The sequence below is a fragment of the Kiloniella spongiae genome, assembly GCF_001026905.1.
GTDB lineage: Bacteria > Pseudomonadota > Alphaproteobacteria > Kiloniellales > Kiloniellaceae > Kiloniella > Kiloniella spongiae.
Map to the genome: position 1 here is coordinate 64,703 of NZ_LAQL01000005.1, position 16,925 is coordinate 81,627.

A 16,925-nucleotide genomic window follows, 5' to 3' on the forward strand; every position below is an offset into this window, starting at 1 on the left:
TCCTCTTAGGCCTTACCCAAGATCGCCCCGGATCGCCTTTAGAAGGATGGCAGAGTACTCTTCAGGTGTGAACTGAATAGGGTTCCCGCCAGCAGATGGATCCTGTGTCGCAAGAACACCGATTTCATCCACCTTGTCTTCATCAATACCAATCGCAGACAGAGCATTTGGAATATCAAGTGTTGTGCGAAGATCCATCACCCACTGTAGCAACCCATCAAAAGAAACCTCTTTCAGGTCGAGACAACGCGCCAGATAGGCAGCACGATCTTCGATTACAGATCGGTTTGCAATCAAGACATATGGCATCAGAATAGCATTCAGCATACCGTGATGGGCATCATAAATTCCCCCAAGCGGGTGAGCCAATGCGTGCATACCACCAAGACCTTTTTGGAAAGCTGTCGCCCCCATGCTTGATGCAATCATCATATCTGAACGAGCAACAAGATCAGTACCATCTTCAACAGTTTTCACCAAAGACTTCTGGATCAGGCGAATACCTTCAACAGCAATACCGTCTGCCATTGGGTGATAGCCCGGCGCACAGAAAGCTTCCAGATTATGTGAAAGAGCATCCATACCCGTTGCCGCAGTCAATTTTGCAGGAAGGCCAACGGTCAACTCTGGATCATCAATAACAACAGATGGCATCATCTTCGCGTGGAAGATGATTTTTTTAACGTGTGTTTCTTCGTGTGTAATTACAGAGGCACGACCAACTTCTGACCCTGTACCGGAAGTCGTTGGTACAGCAACGATTGGTGCAATTTTGTCTGCATTCGCACGTGTCCAGTTATCACCAACATCTTCAAAGTCCCAAAGCGGACGATCCTGTCCAACCATCAGGGCAACAGCTTTTGCAGCATCCAGGCCTGAACCACCACCAAAAGCAATAACACCATCGTGGTTGCCTGCGTGGTAGTAAGCAACACCGTCCATGATGTTCTGGCCAATCGGGTTCGGTTTAATGTCGCTAAAAACGTCACAGCCAAGACCGGCAGCTTTACAGGTTGCTACAACGTCGGCAACCATCGGCAATGCAGCAAGTCCTGCATCAGTAATAAGAAGAGGGTTACTCATTCCAAGGTCACTGCAGACATCTGCGATTTCCTTGATACGACCAACACCAAAACGAACAGTCGTCGGGTAATTCCAATTACCCTGCATATTTTCAATTTTATCGTTCACGGTTTTTCTCCGTATGAAGTGGAAGGCGTTACGTTTTTCACGTATTTGCTTATTTATCGAACCCTATGGCTCGAACGAAGATATCTAAGACAAAAATTGAAAAAATACCAACAAATAAATCTTCAAGCATTTCCTCTAACCTGACTGGCTGCGTCAAAAGCAAAGAAAACACTTGAAGATTAAACAGCAAAGCACAGTTATTGCTTCACTTTTTCCATTTTTGGATCAAAAAGCGCGCCGAAGTGTATTTCACATTTATGACGTACTGTGCCCACTTCCAGTTCGTACGAACCAGATTCTAGATAGGTCCGGTCCACCCCATCTTGATTTCGCACATACCCGTACCCAATATTCTTGCTTAGAGTGAAACCAAAGCCAGCTGATGTTAACCAACCAACCCGCTCACCATTGCGGTAAATTGTTTCCCGCCCCAAAAGAATGACATCCGCATCGTCAATTGTGAAACAGCACAAACTCTTTTTGACACCCTCTTCGAGTTGTGCTTCCAAAGCTTTTCGACCTTTGAAATCGATGTTCTTTTTAAGCTTACAGGCCCATGCCATGCCGGCATCCAGTGGCGTATGATCTGGTCCGATATCAGAAGACCAAGCACGATACCCCTTTTCAAGCCGCAGACTTTCGATCGCCCGATATCCTGCATTACCAATTGAATATTCTACCCCGGCATCCATCAAGGCTTGATAGACGTTAACCGCAAACTCAGTTGGGATGTGAAGCTCCCAGCCCAGTTCACCAACATACGTAACCCTGAGAGCCATAACTGGTGCGCCTGCAACACCAATGGTTTGCATTGTGCCAAAGGCAAAATTTTCATTAGAAAGATCATCAGATGAAATCTTCTGCAATACTTTTCGAGCATCAGGCCCCATCACTGAAAGGACGGAATAACCAGACGTCACATCAACAAGCTGAGCATTTAATCCAGCTGGTATATTTTTTCTGATCCAGTCAAAGTCATGTGTGGCATACCCTGTACCCGTCACAATATAAAACTCATTTTGAGAAACTCGCACCACGGTCAAATCGCATTCAATACCGCCGCGATCATTCAACATCTGCGTATAGATTAAAGCACCTGCTTTTTTGGAAACATCATTTGCACATATCCAACTCAGGGCTTCTTGTGCATCCGGACCAATCAATTTAAACTTGGCAAAGGAAGATTGATCAAAAACAGTTACATTAGAACGTGTTAATTCATGTTCTTTACCAACATTCTCAAACCAGTTCTGACGCTTAAATGAGTAAATATCTTTAGCTTCCTGCCCCTCTTTGGCAAACCAGTTTGGTCTTTCCCATCCCAACTTCTCGCCGAAACAGGCTCCTTGTTTTTTCAGAACCTCATAAAGCGGAGACTTCCGATTAGGGCGACCGGATGAATGTTCTTCAAAAGGCCATGCCATTGTATAGTGCTTGCCATAGGCTTCTAGTGTGCGCTTGCGTACCCAATCTGTATCAAAGTGCGCTCGCCCGAACCTTCTGATATCAACAGGCCATAAATCGTATGGCGGCTCGCCATTAATAACCCATTCAGCCAAAGCCATACCAGCCCCACCACCAGCAGCAATACCAAAGGCGTTAAAGCCAGCACCAACAAAGTAGTTCTTCAGTTCAGGTGCTTCACCCAAAATGAAATTTCCATCCGGCGTAAAGCTTTCAGGTCCATTGATAAGCTCGCGAACACCAGCGGTTTCCAAAGCAGGAACACGCCCCAAAGCAAGTTCCATAAGCTGCTCAAAATGATCCCAGTTTGAATCCAGTAATGAGAAATGGAATTTTTCTGGGAAGCCCTTTTTCGCCCATGGAATACCGTTGGGCTCATAACCGCCCATAACCAAGCCTCCAACATCTTCTTTGTAGTATGTCAGGCGATCCGGGTCCCGCAATGTCGGCAGATCCGGGGTAATTCCCTCGATTTTTTCGGTGATCATAAACTGATGCTCAACCGATACCAACGGAACATTAACGCCAACTTTCTTAGCCTCCTGACGCGCCCATTGTCCACAGCAGTTTACGACCTTGTCACAGGCAATGCGACCCTTTGACGTGACAACAGCAACAACCTTGCCATCTTCCACCTCAACATCAAGCACTTCGGTATCTTCGAAAATTGAAACGCCGTTCATCCGCGCGCCTTTAGCGAGGGAAAGCGTAATATCCGAAGGATTAGCCTGACCATCTGTCGGCAGGAAAGCAGCCCCAACGACATCATCAATTGTCATCATCGGCCACAGTTCCTGCGCCTCTTTCGGCGTAAGCAATTGCATGTCCAAGCCAAAGGAATGTGCCGTTGTTGCCTGTCGCTTTACTTCGGTCCAACGCTCTTGATTACAAGCCAGACGTAGCCCGCCATTCATCTTCCAGCCAGTTGCCTGTTCCGTTTCTTTTTCCAGATTTTTATAAAGATCAACAGAATAGCCTAACAGCTGGGTAATATTGGCGTTTGAACGTAGCTGTCCCACCAGCCCCGCAGCGTGAAAAGTGGTGCCAGATGTTAACTTTCCACGCTCAATCAGTATCGTGTCGCTATATCCCATCTTGCCAAGATGATAGGCTGTGGAGGTCCCGACTATACCACCACCAATGATCACGATCCGTGCATCTTTAGGCAGGGTATCAGAGTGTAAATCGGTCATTTTAGTATCTCACTTTTTTGGAAGGCCTGAAGCTGTGCTTTAAACTTTTCGAGGTTTTCCTCGGTGTATTTTTGATAATCAAAGTCAATATCGGAATGTATTTCCGATACCATGCTCCACATGGTTTCTCGCAAGAGAGAGGCACATTTCATGGCCTCGTATCTATAGAGAAGTTCATCCGTAACAGGGCTGTCAAAATAACTTTCGAGCACCCACTGTTCTGACGATTTATCTAGTGCTGAATTGGACACAAGTCCCCCGAGATCAAAGAGCGGGGAATTAAATCCGGCATAATCCCAATCGAAAAGCCAGACACGGTTACCATCATCGATAAAGTTAGCTGCCAAAAGATCATTGTGCCCGAATACCAAATCGACCTTACCAACGGCATTTTCCAATGCTTCTGCACTATTCAACAACCAAGGGATTTCACCAACCATACGGCTCTGTCCCTTTTTGAGAGTTGCTGCATAGTCCCGAATGACATGGAAAACCCAGAATACAAGGGAAGGTCCCCGCAAGTACTTTGGTATCTCGGTATGCGCCCGTCGGATCAGGGGAATAATCTTTTTTAAATTCTCAGGATCACGAACCATACTTTCATCGAAACAGATCCCTTCGATAAAACGTAAAACCATAATCCCGTTTTCTGCAAAAACAACTTCTGGGGAAACACCGGCCTGATAGGCCGCTTGACTCGCCGCGAGTTCGTTAAAGCGCATTACATGATGCACCGGAATGTCTTCCCCAAAACGAACGACGTATTTCCCTTTGTTATCCTTAACCGTGTAGTTGTGGTTAGTGATCCCTCCCCCCAATGGTTCAGGGTCAACAGATCCATCCCAACAGGGAAGCTGTCTGATGATATCTTCTTTATTTGTCATCGGGGTTCCTATCCCAATTCCTCGCCCAATCCTAGGCGCTGTTTTGCTTTACGAGAACCTGCGGCAATCATGCGATCCGCAATAATCGCGATAAAGGCAATAGAAAGACCAGCTACGAGACCGCGCCCGGTATCTGCCTTGGTTAGCGCAATATAAACTTCTTGCCCAAGGTCACGCGTTCCCACCAATGCGGTGATAACCAGCATGGAAAGGGCAAGCATTATTGTTTGATTAAGTCCCAGCAAGATCTCAGGCAAAGCAAGTGGTAACTTAACCTTCCAGAGCAGTTGGCGGCGTGTGCATCCTGATGTTATGCCCGCTTCTATCAAGGACGATGGGATTTGCTGTATTCCATGGGTCGTATAGCGGATGGCTGGCGCAATGGCATATAAAACAACCGCCACCATCGCCGAAAAATCACCAACACGGAAAAGCATGACAACAGGAATCAGATAAACAAAACTTGGTAATGTTTGAAGCGTATCAATCACGACTTGTACAATTCGTCCCAAGCGATCATTTTCCACCGCCAAAATACCAACAGGAATACCAATAAGACATGCAATTACGACCGATACACCACAGAGATATACAGTGATCATCGCTTTTTCCCACATCCCTGTGGCAACAATAAACAAGCTTAAAAGAAGCGTTAGAAGAAACAGCTTTTTGCCTCCTAACTGCCATGCGCCTACGCAGAGTAAAAGAATTGTCCAGGCCCAGGGCATTTTTAACAAGACAAGCTTCACTGGCACCATGAAATAAATTAAGACAAAGGTCTTATAAGTTTCCAGCACATCAAAAAAATTGACATTAATCCATGCTACAAACTCGGCAAGGGATGTTCCGACGCCTAACTCTAGAGACGCCGGATACCCCTGAATAGCCGGTATGTAGTGGCCTAGTACCAGAGTAAACAGGACAATGATTAATACAGTCAAAAACCAAGGATGTCGTTTGACGATATTAAGACGGCCATCCAGATGAGCGGATTCAGATCTGGTAGCGAAAGCCTGGCTTAAACGATCCAATGCTATGGCCAGTACGACAATACCAACCCCAGCTTCCAGTCCACCACCAATATCCAATCGACGCAACGATGCCAGCACGTCATATCCAAGACCACCAGCACCAATCATCGAAGCGATAATCACCATATTCAACGACAGCATGATCACCTGATTGACCCCGACCATAAGACCGGGAGCAGCAGAAGGAACAAGGACTTTCCACATCAATTGTCGTTTGGTACAGCCCGCCATGTTTCCGAAGTCAACAATCTCGCTCGGTACACTTTTTAGTGACATAATCGCAATACGTGTCATTGGTGGCATGGCATAAATGATAGTAGCAATCATTGCCGCGACAGGACCAAAACCGAACAAAAACAAAATCGGAACCAGATAAGCAAAAACGGGTATGGTCTGCATCAAGTCCAAAACTGGTGAAATGGTTTTCTCAAACCAGGGAGAACGATAGGCCCCTATTGCAAGCAACAGACCACCGACAACACCAAAAGGAACAGCAATGACAATTGATGCCAAAGTTACCATCGCACTGTCCCACTGACCAAAAATCGCCAGATAGAGAAAACACCCTCCGATAAACGCGGCAAGTTTCCAGTCACGAGCATAGTGTCCCATAGCCACTACGGCAGCTATCACGGCAATCCACGATAAGGGAGGAAGGATTTGAATAGCCTGAGATCCTTGCCCTTCTAAAAATCCGGTTGAAAAAAGACTTGTGGCAAAAGACAAGGGAATATCCAGTAAGCTCGACATTCCACGAGTTAGCTCTTTGAAAGTAAAGAAACCAAAGTTTGCCTCTTGGACTAACCAGTCCATAAAGTCAGATATGTATTTTTTAACAGGAAGCTGTGATTTACGTGGGACCTTAAACATCCATTTTGGAAACAATCCCTTACCTTCGAGGTACAGAAAGACCGTGACAAAAAGTGCCAATATCCAAAATAATTTGGCTGATTTAAGAGGCCCAATATCCAGAACTCTGTTCTTCATTGCGGTGATCACAACGATACCTCGCGCCCCACAAGAACGTCCATAACCCTTTTACGGTTCAAGAGTCCTACAGGAGTATCTTCATCTGATGTCACAACAAAAGGCTTATCAGACTGCTCTATATCGTCCGCAATATCAGCAATCACAGTATCTTGAGTGACTGTTCCTGCAGTTGCAATCGTAGAATCATAGGCATCTTTTAATAAGCCTGCCGTCAGAACCTTTGCCCTTGGGATGTGTTGTGTAAATTCAGCAACGTAGTCTGTTGCCGGATTCATCACCAGATCCTCTGGCGAGCCGATTTGTATAACCTTACCATCTTTCATGATCGCAATTCTGTCAGCAAGACGAATAGCTTCATCGAAATCATGGGTTATGAAAACAATGGTTTTCTTGAGGACATTTTGCAAACGAATGAACTCGTCTTGCATTTCTCGGCGAATAAGCGGATCCAACGCAGAAAAAGGTTCATCCAGAAACCAGATTTCAGGTTCCACAGCAAGTGAGCGAGCAATACCTACCCGTTGTTGCTGTCCACCAGAAAGCTCTCGTGGATAATAGTTTTCCCGCCCAGACAAGCCGACAAGTTCAATTATTTCCTGCGCTTTCTTTTCTCGCTTATCTTTACTAATTCCCTGTATTTCCAACGGGAATGCAACATTACCCAAAACAGTTAAGTGCGGTAACAAGGCAAAGTGCTGAAAGACCATCCCCATTTTATGGCGGCGGATCTCAATCATTTTATTATCACTGGCTTTTAGCAGATCCTGCCCATCAAACAAAATCTCCCCATCTGTTGGTTCAATCAGACGGGAAAGGCAACGTACCAATGTTGATTTACCAGATCCAGACAACCCCATAATGACAAAGATTTCACCAGAATGAATATCTATATTTACATCCCGGACCCCTCCCACAAGATTGGCCGCCTTCAAATCACGTGAATTCGGTTTGTGATTATGCTTTACGAGAAAGTTCTTTGCGTCAGGGCCGAAAATCTTCCAGACACCACGGCATGACAATTTAACTGATGAGTTCATACCCACAGGACCTATACTGAAATAGTTTTACATTTTGATATTAAAGCCGCTCATTTTAAAAATTACGGCATTTAAAGATTGCTCAGAGACAGAGAGATGCAGGAAAGAACCACCCTGCTACCTCTGAGCAATCGGCATCTTACTTAACCCAAGATGCCCAACGATCTTTATTTGCATCGACCCAGGTATTCACGACAGCATCCATATCTTTGCCATCAAGATCGACCTCAATAATCATCTGTGACATTTCATCATTAGAAATGTTAAAGCCTTCAATTGCTTTATGTGCACCAGGCCATTTATCTTTCACACCAGACCACGCAACTTTCCAAACAGGTCCGGTGGGTTTACCACAGTCATAAGCAGCGTCTTCGTTCGATCCCCATGAGGGATCATTGTAACATTCTGCAGTATATTTGGGGAATTCAACCCACTCGCCTTCGAACTTTGCAGGTGCCCAGTGAGGGGCGTAAACCCACAACAACACGGGTGCTTTTCTTTGGTAGGCAGATTCAAGTTCAGCAAAAAGCGCGGCATCCGTCCCAGCGTGAATAACCTCAAAATCCATTTCAAGTGCTTCAACCCGCTCATCGTCAAAGCCACCCCATGTCACTGGAGCACCTAGATAACGCCCCTTTGGTGCCGTCTCTGGCGTAGCGAAAGCCTCAGCACATTCATTGAGAGCTTCCCAATTCGGCAATCCGGGGCACACTTCTTTCATATATGAAGGGTACCACCACTCTTCGATGGCCTGCATACCAGTCTCACCCAGGTTTTCGACTTTACCAGTTCCGACTGCTTCGTCCATAGCCTCGCGACCTGTAGTTTCCCAAATCTCCATAGCCACATGAAGATCGCCTTCTTTAAGGCCTGCAAACTGAGCGATATAATCTGCTTGAACATATTCAATATTGTAACCGGCTTTTTGAAGAACAGACCCCATGATCTTGGTTGTTAAGAGTTGTCCCGTCCAATCATGCAATGTGAGTTTAATAGGATCATTTGACTCAACATCAGCAAAAGAAGCTGTTGTTGTCATATTTGACAGCGCAAGACTTCCCAATAAAGCCAACGCAAACCGTGATGTTTTAATCATAAACCTACTCCCTGTAAGGATTTCGAGTTTTTTTATTTTGATTTTTATATTTTAATATCCAAAAATATCAACATATATCATCAAAAGTCAACACAAAAACAACACCGCAAACAGGAGCATTCATCCTTGCAGGTTGTTTTGTGGATTTTAAATGGCTGAATCAACGGCATACGAAAAAGCAGCTTGAAATATTCCAAGCTGCCTAAGCTATAAAATAGCTAACTTTGATACTGATCGCTACAACACTCTGCCAAAAGCGAGACAAAGCCCAATTAGGAAGTTACAATGACTTCAACTTCAGCTTCTCGAAAACAAGCCGACAATTCCGGATCAGGTTCACTGTTAGTGATCAAGATATCAATTACTTTTAAAGGTGCGACCTTAACCAGACGAGATCGATTAAATTTACTTTGATCGACCACAACAATTGTTTTTTGTGCCTGCTCCATAACAGTACGCGAAAACTCTGCCTCTTCCAGATGATCAACCATCAACCCCTTAACAGGATCCAGTCCACCAAGAGAAAGGACAGCATACTTCACGTCAAACTGCTTGATAAAAGCAATAGCTGAAGGTCCAAAAGCTGCAGCATCGTCGGCACGTAATTCCCCACCGGCAATATAGACCCGGTTCCCATTTCGGGTTGCCAGTGCTCTAGCGGTTTCAACAGAGTTAGTCACCACAAGAAGGTTGGAATGTTCCTGCAGCGCATGCGCAGCAATAGCAGTCGTACTTCCGGTATCCAGGATTAACGAATCCCCGCTCTGAATTATTTTGGAAAGCTCATGACCAATGCGTTGTTTGGCCTCATGGTTTTCAACCATCCTGTACTGAAAGGGAGGTTCATGTCCTTCGTCAGGGACAATGATGCCGCCATGCACTTTTTCAACCAGCCCAGCACTAACCATCGGCTTCACATCCCGACGAATGGTCTCATCAGAGACCGAAAACTGATCAGCAAGCTCAAGAATTGTACACAACCCTTTGAGTCGAACAGCTTTCAAGATCTCTTTTTGTCTTGTTGTTGAATGCATGAAACTCGCTACCCTCTCTCAACTACCTAAGAGATAGGGTAATTCAAATCAAAAATCAAATTTTTGGATAGAAGGTATCCTACTCAACAGTAGAGCATTTCTTACTAGCGTCTCGCCTTGTTCATATTCTTTTTCGTTTTAGATGTGGGCTCAGCGATCAAAGGATCATCTGGCCAGTAATGACGGGGATATCGCCCCTTCATATCTTTTTTTACATCATGGTAGGTATTCGCCCAGAAACCAGCCAAATCGCTTGTAACTTGTAATGGTCGCCTTGCCGGAGATAACAAATGAAGACGCAAGGGAATACGCCCACCAAAAATTGAGGGTGTCACAGACAAACCAAAGAGTTCCTGAAGCCTGACTTCAAGAATAGGTAGCTTGGGGTCAATATAGTTAATTTTAGCTGTATTCCCAGTTGGAAGTTCAATTCGTTCTGGGAAATTTTCCTTCAAAAACTGGCGTTTATTCCAATCCAAAGACGAAAGTAAAATATTCTTGAGATCCAGCGCCTGCAAAGATTTGAGGGTCGTGACACCATCAAGATAAGGCAATAACCAAATTTCGAGACTTGAGATCAATCCTGCTTCAGAAAAATCAGGCCAGTCCGCCTCCTCTGACAGCACACCCGCAGAGATAACCCGACGATAGAAGTGCTCAAACCCAACATCTGGCTCAAGGACCGTCAAGCCCTTACCACGCACCAACTGTACGATTTCCTGTTTGATTGCTTCCTGATCCGGCTCTTTAACCCGTATCGCCTTTAGAATGACTTCGCCACAACGCTCAACCCTCTCCCCAAGAAAAAGGCCTTTGGCTTCATCCAATCGTACCTGATCTTCCAATACAATGGTTTTAGCATGAAACTTACGAACTTGACCTTCGGATACCTCAATAGCCTGGTAAACACGCGCAGAAGCACCTGCACCACCTATATTTGTCATAACCAGATAAGGTTTTGATGCCAAAGGATCCAGCTCATCCAATTCAGCTCCCTTGCCGCCAGATAGTTTAAAACGACCCGCTGTATTTTTACGCAGTTTTCCTATTCGGTCAGGATAGGCAAGGGACACGAGTCCTCCAGCATTCGTCGTATCAAATTCTTTATCCGGTGTGACGCCCAACGACCTGGCATACTGTTCTGCTGTGCGTTTGACTTGCTTCAAACGATAGGCATCAAATTCGAAGCCTTTATCTCTCGATTTCCTTGTAAAAGCGTCAATCCTGACCAAAAGATCGGCCCGTGTTCTATTTCCGCCTTGTTGCAAGATATCTCTTTCAGTTAGCAATCCCGCAATGAGACAGGCAAGCCACCCAGCGTCCTCTGCCTTTCCTGTAACAAGCATATGAGCAAGTCTTGGATGGACAGGAAGTCGAGACATTTTCTTCCCATGAGCCGTAATGTGATCACTATGATCGATAGCCCCTAAAGATCGAAGTAACTCCAACGCCTGTTTCCACGATGATTTCGGCGGAATTGTGCACCAGGATAATTCTTCAGGATCTGCCGCTCCCCAATTCAAAAGCTCTAGGACAAGCGAACATAAATCAGCCTCTTGAATTTCCGGCCTGTCCTGTAATGCCAGCGCTCCGTTCTGGGATTCTTGCCACAAACGATAACAAATACCAGGTTCTAATCGCCCAGCTCGACCAGCTCTTTGATCCGCTGACGCCCTTGAAACACGAATGGTTTCCAACCTTGTTAACCCCGATGAAGGATCAAATAGGGGACTACGTCGAAAGCCGCAGTCAACAATTATTCTGATGCCATCAATGGTTAAGCTTGTCTCTGCAATAGAGGTCGCCAAAACTACTTTACGCTGGCCACCTTTTACAGGCTCGATTGCTTTTCGTTGTTTCGCCATAGGCAAATCGCCGTAAAGAGGATAGATTTCAACGTTTGCCATCGTTTTTTTTGCCTTTAAGAGGCTCTCTACCCGCTTTATTTCTCCAACCCCAGGCAGGAAGGCAAGAATACTTCCTCTTTCTTCTGCAAGAACCTCCTCTATCTTATCAGCCATATCAAAAGGAATATTCCGACGTTCAGTTTCTCGCCCGTATTTTATCTCAACAGGAAAGCTGCGCCCTTCGCTTGTAATAACGGGTGCATCACCCATCAAACGGGAAACCGCCTGCCCATCCAAGGTCGCCGACATAACCAAAATTCGAAGATCATCTCGAAGTGCGGCCTGAACCTCTAAACAAAGAGCAAGTCCCAAGTCTGCCTGCAAACTACGTTCGTGAAACTCATCAAAAATAACTAATCCAACACCGGATAATTCAGGATCGTTTTGCAGCATTCGGGTTAAAATACCCTCAGTAACAACCTCAATCCTTGTTCTTGCGCTCACCTTTTTTTCCAGGCGGATACGATAACCGACGGTCTCACCAAGATCCTCGCCTAAAAGTTCGGCCATCCTTGTGGCTGCAGCTCGCGCAGCGAGACGCCTTGGTTCAAGCATGATTATTTTACTATCACTAAGCCAATCGGATTGGAGAAGATGCAAGGGAACGCCGGTTGTCTTACCCGCACCTGGAGGAGCCTGAAGCACAAGCGATGCGTTTTCTGCAAATTTCTGCGCGATTTGTGGAAGAACAGAATCTATAGGTAAGCCAGTCATAACAGGCTTATATCATCACTAACTCTGAGATATCTAGAACTTAGGCAAGAAAAGGACTAGGCTATTATTTTACCCAGAGCTCCCCAGGCAATTAGCAGTTCCATTTACCTTACAATTAAAAAGCTTGATTGCTTCATCACCTTTTAAGCGCGCTTCGTCGGCAACACATTTTGACCAGATATCCAAGCTTTCAAGGAAGTAAGTCACTTCCTTTTTACAGCTTTTAAAATCTTTGGCGTCCAAAAACTGAATTTCGATAAACTGATTTGTACATCGAGGCGGATCATAATTTGGCTTCTTGCATTCAGCCAGAACTGGTCCCGTCCATAATATCCCCCCAACAATCAGAGGAATAGAAGCTCTTCTTATAACACTCGACATATCAATTTTTCCGTGACTTCAAAATGACAGGGAACCCACACAGTTCGTATGGCTACCCTCTCCTTGATACCCGAGAATAGTAAAGGAAGCGATAATACCTTATGTCATCACAGTTTCTTATCTCTAGTCACAAGCAAAAAAGGCACCCAAATGGATGCCCCTTTAAAATCATCGGCGCTGACTTTATCCAACCTTTTTCTCGGCTTCCTGCCCACCAGGATTCGGACTGAAAAACTTTTCATACTTGCCAGTTACACCGTTGAATTCGTCGGCGTCAGCAGGAGGTTGCCCCTGCTCAGTGATATTCGGCCAGATCTCAGCGTATTTGGTGTTCATCTCCAGCCACTTCTCAGCTTCCGGATCGGTATCAGGCAAAATCGCTTCTGCAGGACATTCCGGCTCGCAAACGCCGCAATCAATACATTCATCAGGGTGAATAACTAGTGTATTTTCCCCTTCATAGAAACAATCTACGGGGCAAACTTCGACACAATCCATGTATTTGCATTTAATGCAATTATCCGCAACGACATAAGTCATAACGCACTCCAGTGATCAGCCAACAATTACTATGGCTGACAAATAAAATCAGGACGCCTTGTGATAGCCAAGTTCTTTATGGCTCTCAATCAAACGCTTACGTAAAGAAGAAGCCGTCGCTTCCCCATCACCTGTGGGTTGATAGAACACGTTCACATCAGCCGATTTATTCCGTTTTAAAGAACGAAGCGTGGCTTCACTTTCAATTTTGAGCGTATCAAAACCACAGCGCTCCATAAGCTGGATCTGATCATACAAAACATCACCGACTGCTCTGACTTCACCTTCAAACCCATAACGTTCTTTTAGAATGCGTGCATAGGAATAAGCTCTCCCATCACCAAAAGCCGGAAAGTTCAATGCAACTAATGAGAGTTTATTTAAGTCATCTTCGATCAATTCGGGAGATTCATTGCTTTCAAGCAAAACACCAAGCTCGAGATCAAGACCGAGTAAAGCTTCTTTCTCACTCTGCCAGCGATCAAGCGATACAATGATAGAAACCCCGGCAGGAACTTCGGCTTCACTATCCAGTTTGATCCATTTATCAGCAACATGGCGTCCATCTTTTATGAGCGGCATTTTACTCTCTTTTCTCTTCAATCTGTTTGTCATGCTAGCCCGCCCTAAGAAATTCTTTTGGACTTATGCTAGCTATGGCTAGGTTAAACTCTTATCTAACAAAAGCCTGCGGGCTTATGCCGTTTTATTTCTTGCAGCGCCTGTATCAAGGAAGTGAATACCGCACTCCGTCTTGTCCTGATTTTTCCAGCGCCCGCTTCGTGGATCTTCACCCGCTTCGACCTTGTCGGTACACGGCATACATCCCACCGATGGATAGCCATCAGCTTCCAGAGGATGACGTGGCAGGTTATGCTTATTGAAATAAGCTGTAATCTCGTCACGCTCCCAATAGGCAAGCGGATTGATTTTGATCCGGGAACCTTCAGCTTCGACGAGTTCCAGTTTGGCACGTGTCACAGACTGAAATCTCTTGCGCCCGGAAATCCAGGCATCAAGATCATCAAGCGCACGGTTCATCGGCTCAACCTTACGCACCCAACAGCACATATCCGTATCCTGATTCCAGAGAATACCTTTGGGATCTTTTTCAGAAAGCTTTGCTTCCTCTGGCAAGATTTGACGCACATCAGTTAACCCCAAAAACTCTGTCAACTGACGTCGATACCTATGCGTTTCACCAAACAATTTTCCCGTATCCATAAAGATTACGGGGGTGTTTGGATTAACCTGAGCAACGAGATGCAAAAGGATTGCTGACTCTGTCCCAAAAGAAGAGACAAGTGCAACACGGCCTTTAAATTCATCTTCAATTAGTCGGACAAGCGCATCATGGGTCGACAAATTCCGAACACTATCCAGCAATTCTGCTGCGCGGGATTTTGTCGTCTCCAGACGCTCTCGTGCGCTTCCTTCTTTTGGTAACAAGGTCGATGCCTTAAGCATAAAGTCTTTCCTTGAACGGAGCCATGCCAACCCGGTTGTAAGCATCAAGGAAGCTTTCCTCAGCACCGTCACGGATCTCGAGATAGGTGTTCACCACTGTTTCAACAGCATCAACAATTTTATCATAGGCAAATGACGGCCCGATAATCTTGCCTATCGCAGCATTTTCGTTGGCATTTCCACCCAAAGTAATCTGGTAATATTCTTCACCCTTACGATCAACACCCAGAATACCGATGTGCCCCACATGATGATGGCCACAGGCATTGATACACCCGGAAATCTTGAGCTTGAGCTCACCGATATCATATTGACGTTCGATATCTGCAAAGCGTTTGCTAATAGCCTGAGCAACTGGGATTGATCGTGCATTAGCAAGGGCACAATAATCCAGCCCCGGGCAGACGATCATATCTGAAATCAAGCCGAGATTACCTGTTGCCAATCCTGATTTCTGTAACCCTAGGAAGACATCATACAGATCATCGAGCTTCACATGCGGCAAAACTAGATTTTGCTCATGCGTTGCCCGAATTTCATCAAAACTATATTTCTCAGCCAGATCAGCCACAACTTCCATCTGATCATCTGTGATATCGCCCGGCGCTTCCCCTTCTGGTTTCAGAGAGATATTGGCAATGGCATAGCCAGGTCTTTTGTGTGCAACAACATTCGCACGCACCCAGGTGGCAAAGCCACGATCTTCGAAGCGTTTCACCTCAAACGAACGAGAAGTCGCATCAAGCGTCTCGAAAGTTGGAGGGGCGAAGTAATCGTTAATGCGATCAACTTCTTCCAATGGCAGATTCAACGCTGTATCTTTGATGCGGTTCCATTCTTCTTCGACCAGGCGACGAATTTCATCAATACCAGTTTCATGAACCAGAATTTTGATACGGGCTTTGTATTTGTTATCACGACGGCCAATCTGGTTATACACGCGCAAAATGGCTTCAAGATAAGACAACAAGTGTTCCTTGGGCAGGAATTCACGAACGACCTTACCAATCATTGGTGTGCGTCCCTGACCACCACCAACGTGGACTTCAAAGCCCACTTCACCATCATCATTCTTAACAATAGCCAAGCCAATGTCGTGAACGCGAATAGCTGCACGATCTGTTGTTGCACCCGTCACAGCAACCTTGAACTTGCGGGGCAAGAACGTGAATTCAGGATGCAAAGAAGACCATTGGCGAATGATTTCACAATATACACGCGGATCTTCGATCTCGTCGGCGGCGGCACCTGCATATTGATCAGACGTGGTATTTCTTATGCAGTTACCACTGGTCTGGATCGCGTGCATCTCTACTTCGGCAAGTTCCTTGAGAATAGCAGGAACATCCTTCAACACAGGCCAGTTGTATTGGATATTTTGACGTGTCGTAAAGTGACCATAGCCACGATCATACTTGCGGGCAATATGAGCCAGTTTGCGCATCTGAACGGAATTGAAAGTTCCGTAGGGAATAGCAACGCGAAGCATATAAGCATGGAGCTGTAGATAAAGACCGTTCATCAAACGCAATGGTTTGAATTGATCTTCGGTCAAATCACCTTCGATACGGCGTTCGACCTGATCCCCGAACTGTGCAACGCGTTGTTGAACAAAATCATAATCAAATTCGTCATAGCGATACATAACGTTATTCCTTAACTGGTCCGGATGAAACTGACTCCGATGAATTGGCCGGAGTACCGTGACCGTACAGTACGGTTGGGCCCTTCGCCCGAATACCTTCCTTGACTGAAAGTGGCTGAAGACCGGCTTCATTACGCTCGACTTTAATCAAGTAAGGACCAACAATAAGCTGGTTCGCTTCGGCCTTTTCGGCCTCAGTCAACAACGCTGCTGCGCCATCGTTATCTTCAACGGCTTTTGCTGAGGCAAAATGATCTGTCCATTCTTCATTTTCACCGAAATAGACAACACCACCGCCAAGCAATCTGTTTGCAGTCATAATTTGCAATGACATTTTCTTTACTCTCTCCT

General features: G+C 45.5%; 14 protein-coding genes. All 14 read right to left on the reverse strand.

The window, feature by feature from the left end; genetic code table 11:
* Positions 1-12 precede the first annotated feature (12 nt).
* The 14 genes from WH96_RS08085 to WH96_RS08150 all read right to left on the reverse strand — a co-directional run bounded on the left by WH96_RS08085 (position 13) and on the right by WH96_RS08150 (position 16,908).
* Positions 13-1,191: an iron-containing alcohol dehydrogenase gene (locus tag WH96_RS08085; protein ID WP_204248151.1), complete on the reverse strand. Its 1,179-nt coding sequence runs from the start codon at positions 1,189-1,191 to the stop codon at positions 13-15.
* Between the two features lie 197 nt (positions 1,192-1,388).
* Positions 1,389-3,848, reverse strand: a complete 2,460-nt coding sequence (locus WH96_RS08090) for a GcvT family protein (RefSeq protein ID WP_047763667.1) — start codon at positions 3,846-3,848, stop codon at positions 1,389-1,391.
* Complete coding sequence (locus WH96_RS08095) at positions 3,845-4,732, reverse strand: choline kinase family protein (RefSeq protein WP_047763668.1); 888 nt, start codon at positions 4,730-4,732, stop codon at positions 3,845-3,847. Before WH96_RS08095 ends, WH96_RS08090 begins: the two co-directional genes overlap by 4 nt.
* 8 nt (positions 4,733-4,740) lie before the next feature.
* Positions 4,741-6,750 (reverse strand): ABC transporter permease, encoded by a 2,010-nt coding sequence (locus WH96_RS08100; RefSeq protein WP_047763811.1) that lies wholly within the window; start codon positions 6,748-6,750, stop codon positions 4,741-4,743.
* Between the two features lie 8 nt (positions 6,751-6,758).
* The gene (locus WH96_RS08105; protein WP_047763669.1) at positions 6,759-7,790 is read right to left on the reverse strand and encodes a quaternary amine ABC transporter ATP-binding protein; all 1,032 of its coding nucleotides are present in this window, start codon (positions 7,788-7,790) and stop codon (positions 6,759-6,761) included.
* Between the two features lie 139 nt (positions 7,791-7,929).
* Positions 7,930-8,886: an ABC transporter substrate-binding protein gene (locus WH96_RS08110; RefSeq protein WP_047763670.1), complete on the reverse strand. Its 957-nt coding sequence runs from the start codon at positions 8,884-8,886 to the stop codon at positions 7,930-7,932.
* Positions 8,887-9,158: 272 nt separating this feature from the next.
* Positions 9,159-9,920 (reverse strand): DeoR/GlpR family DNA-binding transcription regulator, encoded by a 762-nt coding sequence (locus WH96_RS08115; protein WP_047763671.1) that lies wholly within the window; start codon positions 9,918-9,920, stop codon positions 9,159-9,161.
* 104 nt (positions 9,921-10,024) lie between these two features.
* Positions 10,025-12,541, reverse strand: a complete 2,517-nt coding sequence (gene hrpB, locus WH96_RS08120; protein ID WP_047763672.1) for an ATP-dependent helicase HrpB — start codon at positions 12,539-12,541, stop codon at positions 10,025-10,027.
* A gap of 69 nt (positions 12,542-12,610) precedes the next feature.
* Positions 12,611-12,922: a hypothetical protein gene (locus WH96_RS08125; RefSeq protein ID WP_047763673.1), complete on the reverse strand. Its 312-nt coding sequence runs from the start codon at positions 12,920-12,922 to the stop codon at positions 12,611-12,613.
* A gap of 183 nt (positions 12,923-13,105) precedes the next feature.
* Positions 13,106-13,462 (reverse strand): ferredoxin FdxA, encoded by a 357-nt coding sequence (fdxA, locus tag WH96_RS08130; protein ID WP_047763674.1) that lies wholly within the window; start codon positions 13,460-13,462, stop codon positions 13,106-13,108.
* Positions 13,463-13,510: 48 nt separating this feature from the next.
* Positions 13,511-14,044, reverse strand: coding sequence for a DUF934 domain-containing protein (locus WH96_RS08135; protein WP_047763675.1), 534 nt, complete (start codon positions 14,042-14,044; stop codon positions 13,511-13,513).
* A 114-nt stretch (positions 14,045-14,158) separates the two neighbouring features.
* Positions 14,159-14,929 carry a phosphoadenylyl-sulfate reductase gene (locus tag WH96_RS08140; protein WP_053005773.1) on the reverse strand — a complete coding sequence of 257 codons (771 nt, stop codon included), beginning with the start codon at positions 14,927-14,929 and terminating at the stop codon, positions 14,159-14,161.
* The gene (locus WH96_RS08145; protein WP_047763676.1) at positions 14,922-16,574 is read right to left on the reverse strand and encodes a nitrite/sulfite reductase; all 1,653 of its coding nucleotides are present in this window, start codon (positions 16,572-16,574) and stop codon (positions 14,922-14,924) included. The genes WH96_RS08140 and WH96_RS08145 overlap by 8 nt, the downstream gene beginning before the upstream one ends.
* Positions 16,575-16,578: 4 nt before the next feature.
* The gene (locus WH96_RS08150; RefSeq protein WP_047763677.1) at positions 16,579-16,908 is read right to left on the reverse strand and encodes a DUF2849 domain-containing protein; all 330 of its coding nucleotides are present in this window, start codon (positions 16,906-16,908) and stop codon (positions 16,579-16,581) included.
* Positions 16,909-16,925: the final 17 nt, after the last annotated feature.

Coding starts and splice junctions, on each gene's coding strand:
- WH96_RS08090 (WP_047763667.1), bottom strand. CDS start 3,848: ATGACCGATTTACACTCTGATACCCTGCCTAAAGATGCACGGATCGTG.
- WH96_RS08095 (WP_047763668.1), bottom strand. CDS start 4,732: ATGACAAATAAAGAAGATATCATCAGACAGCTTCCCTGTTGGGATGGA.
- WH96_RS08100 (WP_047763811.1), bottom strand. CDS start 6,750: ATGAAGAACAGAGTTCTGGATATTGGGCCTCTTAAATCAGCCAAATTA.
- WH96_RS08105 (WP_047763669.1), bottom strand. CDS start 7,790: ATGAACTCATCAGTTAAATTGTCATGCCGTGGTGTCTGGAAGATTTTC.
- WH96_RS08110 (WP_047763670.1), bottom strand. CDS start 8,886: ATGATTAAAACATCACGGTTTGCGTTGGCTTTATTGGGAAGTCTTGCG.
- WH96_RS08115 (WP_047763671.1), bottom strand. CDS start 9,920: ATGCATTCAACAACAAGACAAAAAGAGATCTTGAAAGCTGTTCGACTC.
- hrpB (WP_047763672.1), bottom strand. CDS start 12,541: ATGACTGGCTTACCTATAGATTCTGTTCTTCCACAAATCGCGCAGAAA.
- WH96_RS08125 (WP_047763673.1), bottom strand. CDS start 12,922: ATGTCGAGTGTTATAAGAAGAGCTTCTATTCCTCTGATTGTTGGGGGG.
- fdxA (WP_047763674.1), bottom strand. CDS start 13,462: ATGACTTATGTCGTTGCGGATAATTGCATTAAATGCAAATACATGGAT.
- WH96_RS08135 (WP_047763675.1), bottom strand. CDS start 14,044: ATGCCGCTCATAAAAGATGGACGCCATGTTGCTGATAAATGGATCAAA.
- WH96_RS08140 (WP_053005773.1), bottom strand. CDS start 14,929: ATGCTTAAGGCATCGACCTTGTTACCAAAAGAAGGAAGCGCACGAGAG.
- WH96_RS08145 (WP_047763676.1), bottom strand. CDS start 16,574: ATGTATCGCTATGACGAATTTGATTATGATTTTGTTCAACAACGCGTT.
- WH96_RS08150 (WP_047763677.1), bottom strand. CDS start 16,908: ATGTCATTGCAAATTATGACTGCAAACAGATTGCTTGGCGGTGGTGTT.